Source organism: Actinomadura meridiana, from assembly GCF_039537545.1.
GTDB classification, from domain to species: Bacteria; Actinomycetota; Actinomycetes; order Streptosporangiales; family Streptosporangiaceae; genus Spirillospora; species Spirillospora meridiana.
Map to the genome: position 1 here is coordinate 1 of NZ_BAABAS010000035.1, position 17626 is coordinate 17626.

21 protein-coding genes, 1 tRNA gene and 1 pseudogene are annotated in these 17626 nt (G+C 70.0%); 3 read left to right on the plus strand and 20 right to left on the minus strand.

From position 1 onward, the window contains the following. The 5 genes and pseudogenes from ABD808_RS37620 to ABD808_RS37640 form a co-directional block, all read right to left on the minus strand. Positions 1 to 187 (minus strand): annotated as a pseudogene (locus ABD808_RS37620) (hypothetical protein); the annotation flags it as partial. Positions 188 to 408: 221 nt separating this feature from the next. After that, entirely contained in the window at positions 409 to 843 is a 435-nt protein-coding gene (locus tag ABD808_RS37625; RefSeq protein WP_344908078.1) for a hypothetical protein, read from the minus strand. A gap of 11 nt (positions 844 to 854) precedes the next feature. Next, positions 855 to 1319: a hypothetical protein gene (locus ABD808_RS37630; protein WP_344908080.1), complete on the minus strand. Its 465-nt coding sequence runs from the start codon at positions 1317 to 1319 to the stop codon at positions 855 to 857. Position 1320: 1 nt separating this feature from the next. Further along, positions 1321 to 1584: a hypothetical protein gene (locus ABD808_RS37635; RefSeq protein ID WP_344908083.1), complete on the minus strand. Its 264-nt coding sequence runs from the start codon at positions 1582 to 1584 to the stop codon at positions 1321 to 1323. A gap of 74 nt (positions 1585 to 1658) precedes the next feature. Further along, positions 1659 to 2882 (minus strand): helix-turn-helix domain-containing protein, encoded by a 1224-nt coding sequence (locus ABD808_RS37640; RefSeq protein WP_344908085.1) that lies wholly within the window; start codon positions 2880 to 2882, stop codon positions 1659 to 1661. Between the two features lie 94 nt (positions 2883 to 2976). On the opposite strand from ABD808_RS37640, the gene ABD808_RS37645 reads away from it, so the two are divergent. Then, positions 2977 to 3483 (plus strand): hypothetical protein, encoded by a 507-nt coding sequence (locus ABD808_RS37645; protein WP_344908088.1) that lies wholly within the window; start codon positions 2977 to 2979, stop codon positions 3481 to 3483. 311 nt (positions 3484 to 3794) lie between these two features. Here ABD808_RS37645 and ABD808_RS37650 read toward each other — a convergent pair whose 3' ends face one another. From ABD808_RS37650 to ABD808_RS37675, 6 genes are all read right to left on the minus strand, one after another. Beyond that, complete coding sequence (locus ABD808_RS37650) at positions 3795 to 4226, minus strand: DUF2637 domain-containing protein (RefSeq protein ID WP_344908091.1); 432 nt, start codon at positions 4224 to 4226, stop codon at positions 3795 to 3797. Then, positions 4124 to 4339 carry a hypothetical protein gene (locus tag ABD808_RS37655; RefSeq protein ID WP_344908094.1) on the minus strand — a complete coding sequence of 72 codons (216 nt, stop codon included), beginning with the start codon at positions 4337 to 4339 and terminating at the stop codon, positions 4124 to 4126. The genes ABD808_RS37650 and ABD808_RS37655 overlap by 103 nt, the downstream gene beginning before the upstream one ends. Next, positions 4327 to 4581, minus strand: coding sequence for a hypothetical protein (locus ABD808_RS37660; protein WP_344908097.1), 255 nt, complete (start codon positions 4579 to 4581; stop codon positions 4327 to 4329). The genes ABD808_RS37655 and ABD808_RS37660 overlap by 13 nt, the downstream gene beginning before the upstream one ends. After that, positions 4578 to 4952 carry a hypothetical protein gene (locus ABD808_RS37665; protein ID WP_344908100.1) on the minus strand — a complete coding sequence of 125 codons (375 nt, stop codon included), beginning with the start codon at positions 4950 to 4952 and terminating at the stop codon, positions 4578 to 4580. The genes ABD808_RS37660 and ABD808_RS37665 overlap by 4 nt, the downstream gene beginning before the upstream one ends. Positions 4953 to 4963: 11 nt before the next feature. Beyond that, positions 4964 to 5866, minus strand: coding sequence for a tyrosine-type recombinase/integrase (locus tag ABD808_RS37670; RefSeq protein WP_344908103.1), 903 nt, complete (start codon positions 5864 to 5866; stop codon positions 4964 to 4966). 129 nt (positions 5867 to 5995) lie between these two features. Then, a tRNA-Val gene (locus tag ABD808_RS37675) sits at positions 5996 to 6070 on the minus strand. A 117-nt stretch (positions 6071 to 6187) separates the two neighbouring features. Here ABD808_RS37675 and ABD808_RS37680 point away from each other — a divergent pair. Then, on the plus strand, positions 6188 to 7810 hold the full coding sequence (locus ABD808_RS37680) for a hypothetical protein (protein WP_344908106.1): 1623 nt from the start codon (positions 6188 to 6190) through the stop codon (positions 7808 to 7810). On the opposite strand, the gene ABD808_RS37685 is transcribed toward ABD808_RS37680, so the two are convergent. From ABD808_RS37685 to ABD808_RS37725, 8 genes are all read right to left on the minus strand, one after another. Next, positions 7802 to 9943 (minus strand): tetratricopeptide repeat protein, encoded by a 2142-nt coding sequence (locus ABD808_RS37685; protein WP_344908108.1) that lies wholly within the window; start codon positions 9941 to 9943, stop codon positions 7802 to 7804. The two genes, ABD808_RS37680 and ABD808_RS37685, sit on opposite strands and share 9 nt — an antisense overlap. A 77-nt stretch (positions 9944 to 10020) precedes the next feature. Further along, positions 10021 to 11469: an aldehyde dehydrogenase family protein gene (locus ABD808_RS37690; protein ID WP_344908111.1), complete on the minus strand. Its 1449-nt coding sequence runs from the start codon at positions 11467 to 11469 to the stop codon at positions 10021 to 10023. Between the two features lie 97 nt (positions 11470 to 11566). Next, positions 11567 to 12523 (minus strand): AraC-like ligand-binding domain-containing protein, encoded by a 957-nt coding sequence (locus tag ABD808_RS37695; RefSeq protein ID WP_344908113.1) that lies wholly within the window; start codon positions 12521 to 12523, stop codon positions 11567 to 11569. A 111-nt stretch (positions 12524 to 12634) separates the two neighbouring features. Beyond that, entirely contained in the window at positions 12635 to 13027 is a 393-nt protein-coding gene (locus ABD808_RS37700) for a nuclear transport factor 2 family protein (RefSeq protein ID WP_344908115.1), read from the minus strand. Between the two features lie 114 nt (positions 13028 to 13141). Beyond that, positions 13142 to 13399, minus strand: coding sequence for an FAD-dependent oxidoreductase (locus tag ABD808_RS38755; RefSeq protein ID WP_425549026.1), 258 nt, complete (start codon positions 13397 to 13399; stop codon positions 13142 to 13144). Between the two features lie 30 nt (positions 13400 to 13429). After that, the gene (locus ABD808_RS37715) at positions 13430 to 13849 is read right to left on the minus strand and encodes a CBS domain-containing protein (protein ID WP_344908118.1); all 420 of its coding nucleotides are present in this window, start codon (positions 13847 to 13849) and stop codon (positions 13430 to 13432) included. A 64-nt stretch (positions 13850 to 13913) separates the two neighbouring features. Further along, a complete protein-coding gene (locus ABD808_RS37720; RefSeq protein ID WP_344908121.1) occupies positions 13914 to 14828 on the minus strand; it encodes a proteasome assembly chaperone family protein in 915 nt (304 codons plus the stop codon). 57 nt (positions 14829 to 14885) lie between these two features. Then, complete coding sequence (locus tag ABD808_RS37725; protein ID WP_344908124.1) at positions 14886 to 15071, minus strand: hypothetical protein; 186 nt, start codon at positions 15069 to 15071, stop codon at positions 14886 to 14888. A gap of 322 nt (positions 15072 to 15393) precedes the next feature. Between ABD808_RS37725 and ABD808_RS37730 the strand changes: the two genes are divergently transcribed. After that, complete coding sequence (locus ABD808_RS37730; RefSeq protein WP_344908128.1) at positions 15394 to 16593, plus strand: saccharopine dehydrogenase family protein; 1200 nt, start codon at positions 15394 to 15396, stop codon at positions 16591 to 16593. Here the strand turns inward: ABD808_RS37730 and ABD808_RS37735 are convergent. Next, a complete protein-coding gene (locus ABD808_RS37735; protein WP_344908131.1) occupies positions 16543 to 17601 on the minus strand; it encodes a potassium channel family protein in 1059 nt (352 codons plus the stop codon). The two genes, ABD808_RS37730 and ABD808_RS37735, sit on opposite strands and share 51 nt — an antisense overlap. Positions 17602 to 17626 lie beyond the last annotated feature (25 nt).

The window sequence follows — 17626 nt, forward strand, 5'->3', positions numbered from 1 at the left end:
CGGACCCCCAAGCGTCGCTCAAACCGACGCACAAACGTTCCTGCTTCTCGCGGCTGCAACCAGCTCGCAGGACGGGGCCATCGTCATGGGGCGAGATGATGACGTGCGGGACCTTGGGGACGCGGTACTCCACGTCCCCTCGGGACGGGTACGCCTCATGGGCGGTTTGAGAGTGGTAGATCCCCACCAGCTCCTCGCCCCGTCATACATCGCCTCCCGGGCGGCGAGCTGCTGGGTGGGCTCGAACGCGTAGTCGGTCTCGGAGTGCAGCTCGTTCTCCATCGGGACGATGCGGGCCGGCGAGTCTGCTGGGCCGCACAGGATCCACACGCCTCGATGGGGTGCTCCTCTAGCGCGTGGGCGGTCATCGCCTCCGCCAGCTTCCGCGTGATCCTCATGGCCCCACTATCAACCGGCCTGCGCGCACACCCGGCGCACTCCGGGCATCACGCTGGTGATGACGTCCCCCAGGCCCGCCTGCCCGGACGCCAGGGCCATGTCCACCTCGTTCACCACCCCGCTGAAGGCCGTGTACTCCAGCGGAGCGAGCCGGGCCTGCTCCTCCCCCAGGACCAGCGCAGTGTCCCCGCCCTGCGTCCGCACCTGGGCGTACCGGGCGAGGGACTGGGTCACCGCCCTCTCGCAGCCACGAGAGCCGCTGAGAGCCCCTGTGGCGGTACGGGTGTCCTCGGGTACCGGGGTCACCTGTACGGCGGTCGGTGGCGAGCCCCCACCGCGCGCAGCGGCCATCCAGGCGACGGTGCCCAGCAGGGACAGCAGCACGAAGCCCGTGACGAGAACGAGCACGGGACGGTGGGGGTCAGGGGGTGCCGCGTGCATCATGTCGTCTCCCATCAGTGCTGAGGCAGCAGGTCGGCCAGCCAGCACTCGGGACGGGCCTCGGACAGGTCGCGCTCGATCAGATCGCGGGTGCCGCCGGAGCGGATGACCTCGGCGGCCTTGATGATCGAGTAGTCCTGCGCGGGCCACATGCCCACGGTCATGACCATCTGGATCGGGCGGGCGGCCAGCCGGTGCGCGGGACCGGCGGGGGTGGCCATCTCCTCGGCCAGCGTCACCTCGAAGGGGGCGACGTGCACCATGGCCCGCGCCCCCCAGTCGCGGATCTCCTCGGCGATGTCGTCCGGCGTGTCCTGGAAGGGCACGCCCGAGATGGAGCTGATCAGCCGGTGACGGCCCCGGCGGTCCATCAGCAGGAGCATCTCGGTCACATGGTCGTCGTTCAGCATGTGCCTGCGGGCGACCTTGAACAGCAGGTCGGCGGCGGTCTGGACGTGGGAGGTCTGGAGGCGGGCCATCTCAGCCCTCCACGATGGCCAGCACGCGGGAGACCCGCCGGGCGGCCACGGCACGCTCGCCGACCGGGGCGATGGTCTGGCCCCAGGACCACTGGTAGTAGCCCTCCAAGACCTTCACCCGCTCGCTGAGGCGGGCGGCTTTCCGGTTGGTGACGGTCAGCTCGGGCCAGTCTCCGGCCGCGCGAATGAGCTGGGTGCGGAAGGTCTCGGGGTCAAGCTCCCCGGCAAGCTCGGATAGGTACTGCTCGGCAGCGTTGGTGTCCATGGCCGGGGACGGTAAGCCTGACCCGACGCGTGAATTTCACGGCTGTGAAGGCAGGACGAAAAGATTAAAAAATCTCAGTGCGGGACGCCGATTCGTGCGGCCAATCCTCGCAATTCACGCCCAACCGCTGCACCGTACGACTGCTGAAGCATCACCGCAACCGTCTCCCCCACGGCTCCGGAGTTGCGGATCTTGTGCGGGGCGACCCGCTCCGCACGCAGCAGCCACTGCTCCGCCTGGCTCCTGGTCTTCTTGTCCCGGGCCAGCCCGCGTCCCACGTCGGCCAGGAACGAGGCGTGCCGTCCCCGCCGGGGAGCGATGACGTCCTCGTCCACGTCCTGCGCCAGCTCCAGCAGGGTGCCACCGGACTCGCCCCGCTCGGTGGCCAGGGAGACCTTCCAGACACCGACATTGGAGGAGGAGAACGCGCCCCAGTTCTCGCCCGGGGTGTCGGACGTGCGCCCGGCCAGTTCGGTGGCCTGGTCCATCCAGTGCTCGGCCTTGCCGTAGTCGTAGACGACCGTGGCCGTGAGCGAGGCAGCCAGGGCGAGCATGCCCAGCACCTGCACGCCAAGGTCGTCGGTGGCGTGCGGTTCCAGGGTGTTGGCCGCGTTCTCGGCCGCCTGGAGGGTGGCGTGCCGGGTGGTGGTCGGCATGGTGTGCACGCGCAGGCTCGCGGCCTTGGCGGTGGTGATGGGCTCGTCCAGGATCGCCGCCACCTCGGCCGCCTTCATCGCGGCGATCGTTGCCAGGTCGTCGTACCCCAGGTCCTTGGCCGTGAAGGTCGCCGTCTGGAACGCCTCGATGAGCGTCTTCAGGGCGAGCCGGTAGGCGCGCTCGTCGGCAGGAGCTGCGGCGTGGACGTGCAGTTCGCCGATGAGCTGGGGAAGCTTCTCACCCACGGTCGTGTGCTTGAACTCCGACCGGTCGATCTTCCCCATCTCGGCGACCAGCTCGTCCAGCGGGCGGGCCCCGTCCACCGCCGGAGCGGTCAGGGTGTTGGTCATCAGGGCCGCCCGGACGGCCGGGATGGTGGCGTGCGGTGCGGCCTGGACGGGGTCGGCCGTCAGGTGGGGACCACCGATCAGGTCCTTCTCCGAGACGCGCAGCGCGGTGGCCAGAGCGGAGATGTGCGACCGCCGGTCGAGTGCGCGCTGCCCCCGCTCGGCCATCGACAGGAACGAGGGCGACAGGCCCGAGAGCCCGGCCAGCTCGGTGAGGGTCAGCCTCCGCCACTTGCGCAGGACCCGCAGACGCGCACCGATGGTGCCCGGGTCCCACGTATCCTGATCATGCATCGGCCCGTCCTCCTGGTTGCTCGCACTCCCAGGTTAGGCACGGGCCGACGCTGTTCGTAAGAAAAGCTGGAGCAGATCCGCCAGGATCAGTCTTATGAGGCTAACGCCCAACGAAGTCGCCTTGATCACCTCGGGGCTGACGACGTTCATGGCTCTGGTGACCGTCGTCGTCACGCGCCGCAATACCCGTGACACTTTGCAGCATCAGCGCGAGCTGGCTCACGACGAGCGCGTGTGGCACGAACGAGCGGCGTTGTACTTGGATCTCCTCGACTGGGTCCAGCGCCAAGAGGCTCACGTGACCACTCATCTGGGAAACCCCGACCTCCCCGCCGTCCTGCAATCGAGCGACGAAGAGGTCCGGGACAACCACCGTCGCCGGGCGCGTGTCCACGCCTACGCATCTGACGAGGTCAAGGGCCTGGAGCACGAGATGCACACCGTGCTGCTCGCCATGGTGGCCTGGAATGGGTCGCTGGTACGGGACGGCCGGTGGGGAGACATCAGGTCGCCGGAGTACGAGCACCACTCAGGTCAGGTCAAGCAACACCGAGAAGCTCTCGTCGGACAGATCCGACGAGAGCTACGACTCGACACCTAAGCGGTCTTCAGCTCACGGAGCACCGAGCTGGCGGTGTTGGTCGAGACCCCCAGGGCCACCCGGAGCTTGTCCCGGGAGATGGGCTTGCCCGCCTTCTCACGGTGCTTGGCGTCCAGCTCCTTGGCCAGGATCAGCAGCTCGGCCAGGGACTTCGGCGGCTTGGGGGACGCCTTCTTCTTGCCCTTCTTCTTCGGCTTCGGCTCGGGGGGCAGGCTCGGGCTCGATCACCGGCTCCTCGTCCTGGACGGGCTCGCTGACCGGCTCCTCCTGCGTCTCCTCCGCAAGGGCCGGCTGGCTCCCCCGCCGCTCGATCAGGGCCACCGCCAGCAGGAAGGCACCCGCCGGGACGCCCGCGCAGATGCGCCCCCAGACGGTGGGCTGGGCCTCGGCGAGGTTGGCTGCCAGGGTGAGCAGGACGCTACCCGCCAGCACCAGCGTGGGACGGTGCTCCTCTTGCCCATGCGCTTGTCCCGGCGAATCTCCAAGCTCGCCACCACCGCGAGGGCGTCCACGCAGACGGCCACCGCGTAGCTCATCCAGCCGTCCTGGCCGGACCTCTCCGCGAGGTGGGCGATGTGGCTGAAGCTCCCGCAGGCCGCGATCACGGCCAGCACCCCGATGGGCAGGTGGTCCAGGATCCTCACTGCTCCTCCAGGATCTCGTGGGCGACGGTGTACAGCTCGCTGTCGGTGGCCCCCATCAGCGCGGCGTGCAGATGCTCCAGCCCCTCCATCGGGATCCACGACGTACGCAGGACGGCACCCAGCAGGGCCTCGTCCATCTCGGCCACGAAGGCGGTCTCGTGGCCCTTCAGGGCGAGCCGGACGGCCCGGCGCAACTCGGTCACCTCCCGCACGGGCACCTCCCGGCCTGCTGGCAGGGGCAGTCCAGGATCTTGTCGGTGAAGGCGTAGACGGCCTGAGCGAGCCTGAGAAGCCCCTCACCCATCGAGGGGTGCCCGGAGTACCCGGCGAGGGAGATCGGCCGCGTGTGTCCCGCCGTCTCGACGAAACGGGGGCGGTACTCCTTGACGAGCAGGACGCCCATCAGGGCGATGCCCGCCAGGTCGCAGACGAGGGCGAGGTAGAGCAGGATCACCGGCCCTCTTCCTCGGCCTCGGTGAAGTCGGTGCACCGGCAGGCCGGGCAGCGCAGGCCCTCCGTGTGGTCGGTGGAACGGTGCCCGCAGGAGGCGCAGACCGCCGACCGGGGGACGGGAGCGGTCAGGTCCAGCTCGGTCTGCTCACCCTCCTGCGGGGTGCGTCCCATCTCCTCCACCAGTGCCTGCTTGGCGAGGTAGATGGCCGTGGCCGCCTCGTCGAGCAGGGCCCCGATCACGGGGCCGTCGCTGGCGTCCCCGATCAGGAGCCACGGGGCGAGGGTGTCGGCCTGCCGCAGGACCCGGCGGGCCCGGCGGACCTGCCGGTGCAGCTCGTGCTGCGGCCGGGGCCGCCGCTTGTTGTTCCTCATGTGGAGCCTCCTCAGATCCGGTCGCCCAGCGACAGCCGCTGTCCGGCCGCGCGGGCGCGTTGATCAGCAGCGGAGGCCCCGTAGCGGGAGGCCATCGAGACCGACTTCCAGCCCGCCAGGCGCATCAGGTCGTCCACGGAGCCGCCGTTGAGGCGGAAGAAGTGGCTCCAGGTGTGGCGGAGCATGTGCGGGAACAGCTCCCTGATCCCGGCGTCGGTGCCCCTGCGCTGGATCATCTGGAAGATCCCGGAGCTGGTGAGGTGGCAGCCCTGCGTCCCGAGCCACAGCCAGTCCAGGTGCGCGAGCCGCTGCTTGCTGCGGGCCTTGAGGTAGCGGTCGAGAGCCCGGCAGGTGGCGTGGCCGAACGGGACGGTCCTGGAGCGGCGGCCCTTCCCGAGGACCTTGACCTCGCGGTAGTCCAGGTCGATGGCGTCCAGCTTGAGGGCCGCCAGCTCGCCCCGCCGCAGGCCCGCGTCCATCAGCAGCATGAGGATCGCGGTGTCGCGGAGCTGGACGAAGGTACGGCCCTCGGCGGTCTTCAGGAGCTTGCCGAGCTGCTCCTGGGACAGGACCGGGATCGGCTGCTCGGGGACCATCGGGGGCTTGAGGCCCCACATCGGGTTGGCGTACCCGTACTCGCCGGACCACCAGCGGAAGAACTGCTGGATCGCCCGGTAGAGGTTGTTGGCGTAGCCCGCGCTGCGGCTGTCCAGGATGTCGATCGTGAAGTCCTGGACGTCGCGTCCCTCCACGTCCTCCCAGTCCGCGCAGTCGGTGTGCGCGATGAGCCACCGGGCGAACTTCTCGGTGGCCTGGACGTAGATGGTGGTGGTGCGCTGGCTCTTGTTCTCCGCGCGCAGATGCCTGCGGAAGGAGTCGATGTCGGGCTGGTAGGGGGTCGTGCTGGTCTTCAAGGTGACGTCCTTACTGCTAAGGAGTCACCCTCTGTGCGGCCTTCTCGGGTAAGAAGCGACGTCTCTTCAGACGTCCCGCACAGCGGGTCCTCCCTGCGGGGAACGTGTCCTCGCAGGTCAGACCGGCTGTGGTGGGCGCGGCAGGTTTCGAACCTGCGGCCACTCGCTTGTAAGGCGAGTGCTCTACCCCTGAGCTACGCGCCCGCGTTGCCGGGAAAGCGTACCTGGTTCGTGGTGGCGGGCGCGAAACGGTTTCCGTGGCGGGGGCGGATAGGGTGTGCTTCCCAAGGAAGGCTCAGGAGCGAGGGAAGCACCGCGACGTTGACCGCACTGCACCGGGACGCGGCCACGGTCCGGACGGAGCGTTCCGTCCTGGCCGTCGCTCATTCGGTGACGTCGACGACTCGGCTCATGGACGCGATGGCCGCCCTCGACGGGGATCTGCGGCTCCAGTGCTACTTCACCGAGATCCCGGGAGCCACCGTTCCGGACGGGGTCGCAAGGTTTCTCAGCGATCTTGAGGTGCGGGAGATCCCCTGGGAGCAGGCGGTCAGGCGCCGGTTCGATCTTGCTGTGAGCGCCGCTAGTAGTGGGCCCGTTGATCAGATCGACGCGCCGTTGATGAGCATCCCGCACGGTGCCGGATACAACAAGCATCTGGGGGCGGGGGCGCAGGTCTACGGGCTGAGCCGGGAGCAGCTTCTTCGTGGGGGGAGGGTTGTTCCTTCGGTGCTTGTCCTTTCGCATGAGGGGCAGGTGCGGCAGCTCGCTGACCAGTGTCCGGAGGCCCTTGATGCCGCGCTTGTGGCCGGGGATCCCTGTTATGACCGGCTTGTCGCCGGGATGCCGTGGCGGGACGACTATCGGGCCGCGCTCGGGGTGCGGGCGGATCAGCGGCTTGTGGTCGTGTCGTCCACCTGGGGGGCGGAGTCGTTGCTGGGGCGGGGGCCTGAAGTGCCCGCGCGGTTGCTTGCTGACTTGCCGGTGGACGAGTACCGGGTCGCGGCCGTGTTTCATCCGAACGTGTGGCACGGGCATGGGGTCTGGCAGTTGCGGGCGTGGCTCGCTGATTGTCGGAGGGCCGGGCTTCTGGTCATTCCGCCTCGGGAAGGGTGGCGGGCCGCGTTGGTCGCGGCGGACGCGGTGGTGGGCGATCACGGGTCCGTGACGCTGTACGCGGCGGCCCTTGGGCGTCCCGTGTTGATGGGGTTCGCGGCGTCTGGGGAGGTTGTGGCGGGGACGGCTATGGCGGAGTTGGGGCGGGTCGCGCCCGTTCTCGATCACCGGCCGGTCGACGCTCAGATCGAGGCGACTATCGCCCGTGGGTGGGAGGGGGCCGGGTTGTCCGCGGCCTCGTTCGCCGTCCAAGGGCGTAGTTCGGAGGTTCTGCGGGCGGAGATGTACCGGTTGATGGATCTGGCTCCGCCGCCGGGACGAGTGCGTGTTCTTCCCGTGCCGCCGCCGTATCCGGAGCCGCGCCGGTGGGAGGACGCCGAGCGGCCCGCGCTGGTGGCCTCGGTGACTGTTGAGGAGGCGCCCGGCCGCGTCGTCTTCGGGGTCGAGCGGATTCCGGCCGAGGTCGCCGATCTGCGGACAACCCCGCGCGGCGGTCATCTGGTCGTGGACGGCACCGAGACCGATCACCGGCTGCGTGGGCTGGCCGATGTGCTGGTTCGGCGGCACGACGCCGGGCACCGTCCCGTGTTCAAGGGGGATGAAGCCCGCACGGTCGCCGAGACGTCGGCCGACGGGTCGTGCCGGGTTCGGGTGCGGGACGGCTGTGCGGTCGTGGTGCGCGCGCGAGGCATGATCGACCCCGGGGTTCTCGCGTCGGTCGTGCATGCCTGGGTGGAGCGGAGGCGGCTCCTCGATGACCTGCCCAAGGAGACTGTTGTTCGGATCGGGACGAGGGTTCTGCCCTTCACCTGGGAGCCGTCAGGCTGAGGCGTCCCGGAGCTCGTCGGCGCGGAGGCTGCCGACCTCGTCGTAGGCCATGATCGCGGCCTGTCGCAGGGTCTCCGAACGGTCGGGGTCGCCCGTCAGCGCGGCCACCTCCGACAACGACTCGGTGATCTCGGCGACCTGGTAGGTGCGGTGCTGCGTGCGCATGATCTCCAGGGCCGTTTCGAGGACGGGCATCGCGGCGCCGGGGTCGCCCGCGGTGAGGTGGAGCCTGCCCAGGGTGGTGAGGACTCTGGCCTGGTTGTACGGGTCAGGGATCTCCGCGAAGAGTCGCTGTGCGCGTTCCAGGCAGTCTCTGGCCTCGTCCAGGGTGTTCAGTGCCAGGTGGGCGCGGCCCAGGTGGTGCAGGTTGATGGCGACGCCCCGTGGCCGGTCGTGTCGCGTTTCGAGGTCCCGGGCCTGGAGGAAGTACTCCAGCGCGCGTTCCGGTTCTCCCGCGTCGAGGTGGGCGCGTCCGATGAACTCCAGGGCCGTGGCGCGGTCTAGCGGCGCGGTCGCGGCGTGGAGGGCTCCGGCGAGGACCTCGTGCGCCTCCTCGAAGCGTTTGGTCTCGTACAGGGCGCGGCCGAGTTGGATGCCCATCCGGAAGCGTGCGCCCGGGTCGTCCAGCTCCTGAGCGGCGCGCAGTCCGATGCGGTGGGTGTCGATCCACTGGTCGTAGTGCTTGAGCGAGAAGTAGAAGCCCCACAGGGCTTCGCACACCTGCCAGGCCAGGTCGTGCCACCCCCGGTCACCAGCCGCATGGACGACGGCGGCCAGGTTCCTGTGCTCAAGACGCAACCGACCTAGCGCCCGCTGCACGGCGTCGCGGCCCTCCCCGTAAGGCGACGGCCGCCCCCGCAACTCCCGAAACACGGGCCCAGTCGTCGGACGGTACGGGTTGATCGCCAGATCCGCCTCGGCGGCCATGCGCAGGTACCACTCGGCGACACGCCGGACGGCCGTGTCCCCCTCCGGCTCCGCATGGCCGCGGGCGTGCGCCCGGACCAGGCCGTGGAAGGCGTAGCGGCCCGAGTCCGCGTCAAGGAGGTGGCGGTCGACCAGGGAGTCGAGGAGGTGGTCCGTCTCGGGTGCCGGACGGTCCAGCAACGCGGCGGCCGCGCCCGAACCGAACTCGACCGTCGAGGTGGGGCCGCCGGGCACCACGGTGGGACGGTCTCCGCCCGGATGCAGGGCGAGCAGGCGGTAGGCACGGCGCAGGTCGTCCGGCAGGTCACCGTACGCGGCGTCGCCGACCATCTGCACGATCCCCTCCTCGGCGGGGCCCGGACGCGGGACGCGCCGCGCGGCCTCCAGACCGGCGGCGAGTTCGCCGAGGCCCCGGCGGCGGACCTTCACCCGTCCCGCCGCCATCCGGATCGCCAGTGGCCAGCCGCCGCAGGCCCGGACGAGCCGCAGCGCCCCGTCCGGATCGCGGTCGACGGTCTCGTCGCCCGCCAGGGTGCGCAGCAGCGCCAGCCCGTCGGCCTCGGGCAGCCCGCCGAGGACGAGGACCTCAGCGTCGTGGCGTCCGGCGAAGTCGCCGACCTCGGTCAGGCCGCCGTCGGTGGTGACGAAGACGACGCTGTGTGGGGACGTGGGCAGCAGCCGTTCCACCTCCCCGGACAGGCGCGCGTCGTCCAGCAGCAGGAGCACCTTGCGACGCGCCAGCCGCGACCGCAGCAGGGCGAGACGCCCCTGGTCGGAGTACGAGAGATGGTCGCCGGACACCCCGAGCTGCTCAAGCAGCGACGTCACCGCCTCGCCGAGCCCGCCGCCCATGCCGCGCCGGGACAGGCCGCCGCCCAGGTCGGCGTACAGCAGGCCGTCCGGGAAGCGGTCGCGTTGCGTGCTGCCCCAGTGGACGGCCATCGCCGTCTTGCCCACCCCGCGCAGCCCGGCGACGACGAACAGCGCGGGGCCCGAGCCGTCGCGGGACGTCACGACCTCGGTGATGCGCTCCAGCATCGTCCGGCGGTCGTGGAACCGGTTGGCGGCGAGGGGGAACGCGCTGGGCGGCTCCGGCGGGCCAGAGCCGCCGTGCACATGCATGACCTCGATGTGCTGCGCCTGGACGACGTTGCGCGCTTCGCCGTCGAACCGGTTACCGCTCCCGTGCTCGTCGTTGCCGGACACCCAGGCACCGCCCCGCGAGTCGTGTTCGCTTGATCGAACGCAAGTCTGTCAGCGCGGCGGCCCGGCGGCAACGCGGGTCAGGGGGTGTCCAGGTGGACCCAGACCCCCTTGATCTCGGTGTAGGCCTCCAGGGCGTAGGGGCCCATCTCGCGGCCCCAGCCGCTGGACTTGTAGCCGCCCCACGGCGCCGCCGCGTCGGGGATGGGCAGCATGTTGATGAAGACGGCGCCCGCGCGGATGTCGGCGGCGAGGCGGTGGGCGGTGGCCAGGTCGCGGGTCCACAGGGACGCGGCCAGGCCGTACTCGGTGTCGTTGGCGCGGACGGAGAGTTCCTCGGGGTCGTCGTAGGCCAGGACCGGCAGGACGGGTCCGAAGATCTCCTCGCGGGCGATGGTCATGTCGTCGGTGACGCCGCCGAAGACGGTCGGCGAGTAGAAGTAGCCGTTCGCGAGGGGGCCGTCGGCGCGCTGCCCGCCGGTGACGAGTTCGGCGCCCTGCTCGCCGCCCGTCTGGACGAGTGAGTCGACCCGCTCCAGCTGTTCGAGGGACACCAGCGGGCCGATCTGCGTCTCGGGGTCGAGGCCGGGGCCGAGGCGCAGGGACGACGCGGCGGCGGCGAGCTTCTCGGTGAACTCGTCGACGCGGCGGCGGTCGACGTAGAGACGCGTGTAGGCAGCGCAGACCTGGCCGCTGTTGAGCAGGGCACCCTGGAGGTTCCCGGCGACGGCCTTGTCGATGTCGGCGTCGCGGGCGATGACGCTGGGCGCCTTGCCGCCGAGTTCGAGGGTGACGCGCTTGAGGTTGCCCGCGGACGCCTTGACGATCTCGCGTCCGACCGCGCTGGAGCCGGTGAAGGAGACCTTGTCGACGTTCGGATGCTCGACGAGGGCGCGCCCGGCGGCGGGGCCGCCGGTGAGCAGGTTGATCACGCCGGGCGGGAACCCGGCCTCGGCGCACAGCTCGACCAGCCGGACGGTGGTGAGCGGCGTCTGCTCGGCGGGCTTGATGATCACGGTGTTGCCGCAGGCGAGGGCGGGCGCCAGCTTCCACGAGGCGATCATCAGCGGGAAGTTCCACGGGGTGATCAACGCGCAGACGCCTACGGGTTCGCGGCGGACGTAGTGCAGCGTGTCCGGGAACGAGATCGGGGACACCGCGCCCTCGATCTTGGTGACCCAGCCCGCGAAGTAGCGGAAGTGCTCGGCCGCGCCGGTGACGCTGACGGACTGCGCGACGCCGAGGGGCTGCCCCTGGTCGCGGGTCTCCAGCTCGGCGAGGTCGGCCTGGTTCGCCTCGATCAGGTCGGCCACGCGCCACAGCAGACGGGCCCGGGCGCTCGGCGCCATGGCGGCCCACGCGGGGTCGTGCAACGCGGCGCGGGCGGCGTCGACGGCGGCGTCGACGTCGCTCGGGCCTGCTTCCGCGCAGGACGCGAGGAGAGTTCCGGTCGCGGGATCGGACGTGGTGAACTCCGCGCCGTCCGCCGCGGCGGCCCATTCGCCGTTGATGTAGAGCCGTGTGTTCATAAGGGGACCTCCCTCGCAGGTGGGGCCCCAGTCTCGGCGGACGGCGCTGATCAGGTCTTGTCTGTGGGCGTACGGGCTTTGACCGAACCGGTAACGATCAGCTGCCGTCGACGGTGACCCGGTACTCGCGGGGGCTGGCGCCGTAGGTGGCCTTGAACAGGCGGCTGAAGTGCGCCGCGTCCACGAAGCCCCAGCGGGCCGCGATGGCGCTGACGGGACGGTGCAGCTGGAGCGGGTCGCGAAGATCGCGGCGGCAGTGCTCCAGGCGGCGTTCCTTGATCCACGCCGAGACCGTCGTGCCCTCCTCGCGGAACAGGTTGTACAGGTGCCGGGACGAGACGAAGTGCGCGGCGGCGATGTCGTCCGGGGACAGTTCCGGGTCGTCCAGGTGCCGTTCGATGTAGGCGCGGACGCGCAGCAGCAGGGCGCGGCGGCGCGAGTCGGTGGTGGGCGCCGTCATGTCGAGGCGTTCGGCGAGGAGGGTGACCAGGAGGTCGACGATGTTGTCGCCGAGCCGGACGCTGCCGTGGTCGTCGAGGTCGTCCAACTGCTGGGCGAGCTGGAGGAGGAACGGGGACAGCAGCCCGCCGACGCCCTGGCGGCCGGAGATCCGGGTGGCGGTGATGCCCGCGACGGCGTCCTGCGGAAGGTGCAGCAGGCGGCGCGGGACCATCAGCACGAGCTGCCGGTACGAGTCGTCGAACGACAGCGTGTACGGGCGGGTCGTGTCGTAGATCGTGAAGTCGCCGGGGACGAGTGCGGCCTCCCGCCCGTCCTGCGTGAGCACGCAGTACCCGTTGAGCTGCACGCCGATCTTGTAGTGCCCGGGGTCGGACTGGGCGATGAGCGCGCCGGTGCGGCGGACGACGTTCGGCGTGGACGCCACATCGGCCACCTTGAGCGCGCCCAGCTCACGCCCGCGCATGCGGCCCTCGAAGCGTTCCGGGCGTGCCGTGTCGGCGCGCAGCGGCACGAACATCTCCGTGACGGAGTTGCGCCAGTACTCGAACCGCTCGGCGACGGGCAGTTCGGACGTGCGAATAACCATGGACATGAACGTTTCCCCAGTTGAGGCCCCATTCCCCTGATGTCCACATGGTGCACCGTCCGGACCGGATCGCGCTAGTGGCGTCCCGGTCCGGACGGTGGTCGCGTACCGTCCCGTTCAGGACATGGCCTCGCGGACGTTGTGCGTGTCGCAGAACTGCTCGAAGCCCGTGACCGCCCCGTCCTTCACCCGCCAGACGTGGACGAACCGCACCTTCATGGCCTTCCCGGTCGCACGGTAGGTGCCCGAGTAGTGACCGATGGCGACGACCGTCCCGTCGGTGCCGTCGATCAGCTCGGCGGCGTCGGCGCGGAAACCCTCCCAGTCCGCGTTGAGGCGCGCGAAGACCCCGGCCTTGATCTCGTCGGTGCCGACGTAGGTGCCCGCGTAGGGGAACCCTGCCATCTCCGTCCAGGCGATGTCGTCGGCGAACGCCTCCAGCATGCCCGCCAGGTCGCCCCGGTCCGACGCCGCGTAGTGCGCCTTGATGATGTCGTAAGCCTCGCTCATATCCTGCCCTCCCATTCCTGCCAGTCCAGCGTCTCGGCCAGCCCAAGATCTTGATTGTGTCCGAACGGCCCTTGTCTGTCGCGGCACAGGTTCAGGACGCGGGCGTGACGCGGGTCAGCGCGGCCGCGAGCCGGTCGGCGGCGGACGGGGCGGCCGGTGCGGGCAGGGTGCCGACGACCGTGAGGGCGAACCGCATGAGGGCCGGGTGCGACAGCCCGTGCCGGGCGGCCAGGCGCATGACGCGCGGGTCGTCGATGGCGCAGGCGCGGCCGAGGCCTTCTCCAGGACGAGAACGTCCAGACCAGACCGGGCCAGATGACAGGCGACAGCGGATCCGGCCGGACCGGCGCCCACGACGATGACATCACGCATCACAGACGACGATTGAACCACTACACAGCGTCATGTGGTGGGCGGTCCCGCGCTGATGTCGGCAAGGGCGGAACGTTCGTCGCGCTGAACGGCCAGGTCGCCGATCGACACCATCCCGATCGGACGATCGCCGTCCACGACCGGCAGACGACGCACGGCGTGGCGGCGCATCAGCAGCACGGCGTCGTCGGCGTCCGCGTCCGGCGCGACGGTCACGATGTTGGTGCTACAGATGTCGGCGACGGCCGTCGTGGACATGTCCTTCTCGACGGCGACGGCGCGGACCACGATGTCGCGGTCGGTCACCAGGCCGCGCAGCCGCCCCTCGTGGACGACGAGAACGTCCCCGATCCCGTGCTGCCGCATCAGATCACCGACCCGCACCAGAGACGTGTCCGGGGACACGGCCACCGGCACGGGAGTCATCACCTCGTTCACCTTCTGGGCCATGTGCGAGCCTCCCCTCACGGGCTCGCGTACCCACCGACAAGCGGGATATGTCGGCATAGGGACGTCAGCCCTGGGCGTCGGGCCCGTCCTGCTCGGCGAGGAAACGCTCGAACTGCGCGCCCAGCTCATCGGCGGTCGGCATCTCCTGCGACTCGGCGAGGAGGCTGTCGCGCTCGGCGGCCCCGGCGAAGGCGTCGTACTGCTGCTCCAGGGCCCGGACGACCTTCTCCACCTCGTCGTTGCCGTCCACCTGCTCGGCGATGTCGGCGTCCGTCGCGGCGGCGGCCTCACGCAACGTCTCGACGGGCAACGCCAGCCCGGTCGCGTCGACGATCGCCTCCAGCCCGGCGACGGCGGCCGCCGGATACGCGGACTGCGCCAGGTAGTGCGGGACGTGCACGGCGAACCCGACCGCGTCCTGCCCCGCCTCACCGAGCCGCAACTCCAGCAGACCGGCCACGCTGCCCGGCACCTGCACCTTGTCGAACCACGAGTTCCGCGAGATCAACTCCGGCCGCGTCGCGTGCGAGGTGATCCCCACCGGACGCGTGTGCGGGACGCCCATCGGAATCCCATGGAACCCGACGACCAACCGGACACCAAGCCGCTTCACCAGATGCAACACCGACGCCGTGAAGCCCTCCCACAACCGGTCGGGCTCCGGCCCGGACAACATCAGGAAAGGATTCCCCGCGTCGTCATAAAGGACCCGCACCACCAGCTCCGGCGACTCGTAGGACGCCCAATGATCACGGTCAAATGTCATCGGCGGGCGCCGAGCCCGGTAGTCGAGCAGCGCGTCGACATCGAACCGGGCGACGACACGGTGCTCCAGCGCTTCGAGGAGGTGCTCGCGCACGAGCTGCCCGGTGGACCCGGCGTCCACGAAGCCGTCGAGGCTGTGCAACAGCACCGGACCCGTCAGCTCCGGCAGGTCGGCGTCCAGCTCGTACAGATCCTCAGGGTTCAGCCTGCTCATTGCACATCTCTCGACTCGCCTGGCGGCTTCACGGACGTTGGGAGGCTCCTCGGGAACTCAGGGGAGGCTCCACAGGGACAGGGACAGCAGTCCCAGGCTAACCGCGATGAGGATCACCGCGACCGACTCGCCCCCCTCGTCAGCGGGCTCCGTCCTGCCGCGCGTCACCAGAGCCACGAACCACACGACGAACCCCACGGCGACGACATCCATCGCGACGGCGAGCGCGATCACATTAATCACCCTATCTATCTGGGGGGCGACCCCCAGACCCCCGGCTGCGCGGCTCGGGTCTCCTCGCTTCGGTCGCTGACTGTTGTTTATCGGGGGGGCGACCCCCCGAGCCCCCCGGAGGCGCGGTTCGGGTCTCCTCGCTTCGGTCGCTGGCGCTCCCTACGCTGCGGGACCCGCCCGCGCGCGCGGGCGTGCCCGCTCCGCTCGCTGGCGCTCACTCCACGTGCCCACCCGTAACCCTGTGGCTGAGGTTAGAGCCCCGTGACCGAGGTTAGGGCCTTGCGGAAAGGAACGCGGGAGAATCCGGGGTGGGATTGGGTTAGGGGTGTTCATGGCTGGTCGGTACGACATTGTGTTGTTCGGGGCTACCGGGTTCACCGGGGGGCTGACCGCCGCGTATCTCGCCTTGCATGCTGAGGCTGGGACGACCTGGGCTCTTGCTGGGCGTGATCTGGGGAGGCTGGCGGCTGTTCGTGAGCGGCTTGCGGAGTTGAATCCGGCTTGTGGGGAGCTGGCGCTGCTGCGTTGTGATGCCTCTGACGCCTCGTCGGTCGAGGACGTCGCTCGCTCGGCACGGGTTGTGATCACGACTGTTGGGCCGTATGCGCGGCTTGGGGAACCGCTTGTGGCGGCGTGTGCGCGGTTTGGCACCGATTACGTCGATCTCACGGGTGAATCCGCGTTCGTTGATCGGATGTATGTGAAATATCACGACGAGGCCGTGCGGAGTGGGGCGCGGATCGTGCATGCGTGTGGGTTCGACTCGATCCCGGCCGATCTCGGCGCGTATTTCACGGTCAAGCAGCTTCCGGAGGGCGTGCCGCTGCGGGTTGAAGGGTTCTTGCGGGTGCACGCGGAGGCCTCGGGTGGGACGTTGCATTCGGCGGTCGGTGTCTTCGCGGATCTGGGTGGGTTGGTGCGCGCTGGGCGGGAGCGGCGGCGGGTTGAGCGGGCCCCTGCCGGGCGTGCGGCTCGGGTCTCGCGGGTGCCGAAGACTCGGGTCCGTGGGTGGGCGCTTCCGTTGCCCACCATTGATCCGCGGGTGGTGGTTCGGTCGGCGGCGGCGATGGAGCGGTACGGGCCGGACTTCAGTTATGGGCATTTCGTTGCCGTCCGGCGCCTTCGTGGGGTTGTGGGGCTTGTGGCGGCGGGTGGGGCGTTGGTTGTGCTGTCGGTGTTGCCTCCGACTCGGCGACGGTTGCTAGGGCTGCGTTCCTCTGGTGAGGGGCCTTCTGAGGAGCGGCGTGGGCGCCACTGGTTCAGTTTGAAGTTCGTGGGGGTGGGCGGCGGCGAGCGGGTCGTGACGGAGGTCGCGGGAGGTGATCCCGGCTATGACGAGACCGCTGTGATGCTTGCCGAGTCGGCGTTGTGTCTTGCTCATGATGAGCTGCCGGTGAACGCTGGTCAGGTGACTACGGCCGTTGCCATGGGGGACGCGCTCATCGACCGGTTGGTCTCGGCGGGGATTGTCTTCCGCGTCCTAGAGCTCGTGCCAGGGGATTTCGGGGCGGGTCGGGGCCACCACTGCTAGGGACTGGCCGCCGCAGACCTTCTCGTCTGGGTTCAGGGTGAGCCGGAAACGGGCGTTGGGACGGTGCGACTCCCCCACCGCCAACAGGGTGCTGCCACGGCGCAGCAGGAACATCGACAGGTCGATGCGGGACCACTCGCCCGCGTCCTCTGGAACGTCCACCCGGTAGAGGGTTCCGTCCGTGTCGAGCGTGCTCGCGAGGTTGTGGTAGATCGACGCGACGCCGGGGTTGCGGACGGCGACCGCGACGATGGCGGGGTCGTCGATGTCGACCAGCTCGATGTCGGGGCTGATCAGGGCGAGCGCCTCGGTGATCTCCGCGCGGTGGCCGCCGTCGTGGACGCCCGCGAGCAGGTGCACCGACCCACCGTCCTCGCGGCGCAGGTAGGCCGACACGCCGAGCATCACCCGGACGGTCTCGTCGTCGCTGCGGCCGATGACCACGGCGGTGCGGGCCTTGTCCAGGCACGCGCGCTCGTAGGCGGTCTCGTCCAGAGCGACCACGTCGTACAGGTCGGGGTCGGGGTTCTCGCCCGCCAGCTCGTCCGTCCGGAAGATCGCGACGACGGGGGTCGCGGCGAACTCGGGGTCGGCGCGCAGCTGGCCGATGATGGCCCGCAGTCCCTCGCGCTCGTAGCCGATCACCACGAGGTGCCGCCGTTTGTGGAGCCGCGCCTGGCCGGTGGCCCGCATGGTCCGTCCCCTTCCCATCCAGAGCGTCAGCTCGGCGAACATCACCAGGCCCGCGGTCAGCCCGGCCACGATGACGATGGCGCCGCCGATCCGGCCGCCGGTCGTCGCCGGGGACAGGTCGCCGTAGCCGGTGGTGGTGCCGCTGACGAGGAAGTACCAGATGTAGTCCGTGGGCCGCTTGATGTCGGCGCCGGGCTCCTCGAACACCGCGATCAGCAGCCAGCCCGTCAGGAACGCTCCAAGGAGCACCAGCGCGGGCGCCCGCCAGGACCGCCGGGTGATCCGGTTGACCAGGCGCACCAGCATGATCGGCATCCGCGCAGCGTGCCAGCGGGCGAAA

What these genes read in the sequence shown, in the direction of transcription:
- ABD808_RS37625 (WP_344908078.1), bottom strand. Translation starts at nt 843, where the DNA reads ATGATGCACGCGGCACCCCCTGACCCCCACCGTCCCGTGCTCGTTCTC.
- ABD808_RS37630 (WP_344908080.1), bottom strand. Translation starts at nt 1,319, where the DNA reads ATGGCCCGCCTCCAGACCTCCCACGTCCAGACCGCCGCCGACCTGCTG.
- ABD808_RS37635 (WP_344908083.1), bottom strand. Translation starts at nt 1,584, where the DNA reads ATGGACACCAACGCTGCCGAGCAGTACCTATCCGAGCTTGCCGGGGAG.
- ABD808_RS37640 (WP_344908085.1), bottom strand. Translation starts at nt 2,882, where the DNA reads ATGCATGATCAGGATACGTGGGACCCGGGCACCATCGGTGCGCGTCTG.
- ABD808_RS37645 (WP_344908088.1), top strand. Translation starts at nt 2,977, where the DNA reads ATGAGGCTAACGCCCAACGAAGTCGCCTTGATCACCTCGGGGCTGACG.
- ABD808_RS37665 (WP_344908100.1), bottom strand. Translation starts at nt 4,952, where the DNA reads ATGAGGAACAACAAGCGGCGGCCCCGGCCGCAGCACGAGCTGCACCGG.
- ABD808_RS37690 (WP_344908111.1), bottom strand. Translation starts at nt 11,469, where the DNA reads ATGAACACACGGCTCTACATCAACGGCGAATGGGCCGCCGCGGCGGAC.
- ABD808_RS37695 (WP_344908113.1), bottom strand. Translation starts at nt 12,523, where the DNA reads ATGTCCATGGTTATTCGCACGTCCGAACTGCCCGTCGCCGAGCGGTTC.
- ABD808_RS37700 (WP_344908115.1), bottom strand. Translation starts at nt 13,027, where the DNA reads ATGAGCGAGGCTTACGACATCATCAAGGCGCACTACGCGGCGTCGGAC.
- ABD808_RS38755 (WP_425549026.1), bottom strand. Translation starts at nt 13,399, where the DNA reads ATGCGTGATGTCATCGTCGTGGGCGCCGGTCCGGCCGGATCCGCTGTC.
- ABD808_RS37715 (WP_344908118.1), bottom strand. Translation starts at nt 13,849, where the DNA reads ATGGCCCAGAAGGTGAACGAGGTGATGACTCCCGTGCCGGTGGCCGTG.
- ABD808_RS37720 (WP_344908121.1), bottom strand. Translation starts at nt 14,828, where the DNA reads ATGAGCAGGCTGAACCCTGAGGATCTGTACGAGCTGGACGCCGACCTG.
- ABD808_RS37730 (WP_344908128.1), top strand. Translation starts at nt 15,394, where the DNA reads ATGGCTGGTCGGTACGACATTGTGTTGTTCGGGGCTACCGGGTTCACC.
- ABD808_RS37735 (WP_344908131.1), bottom strand. Translation starts at nt 17,601, where the DNA reads ATGCCGATCATGCTGGTGCGCCTGGTCAACCGGATCACCCGGCGGTCC.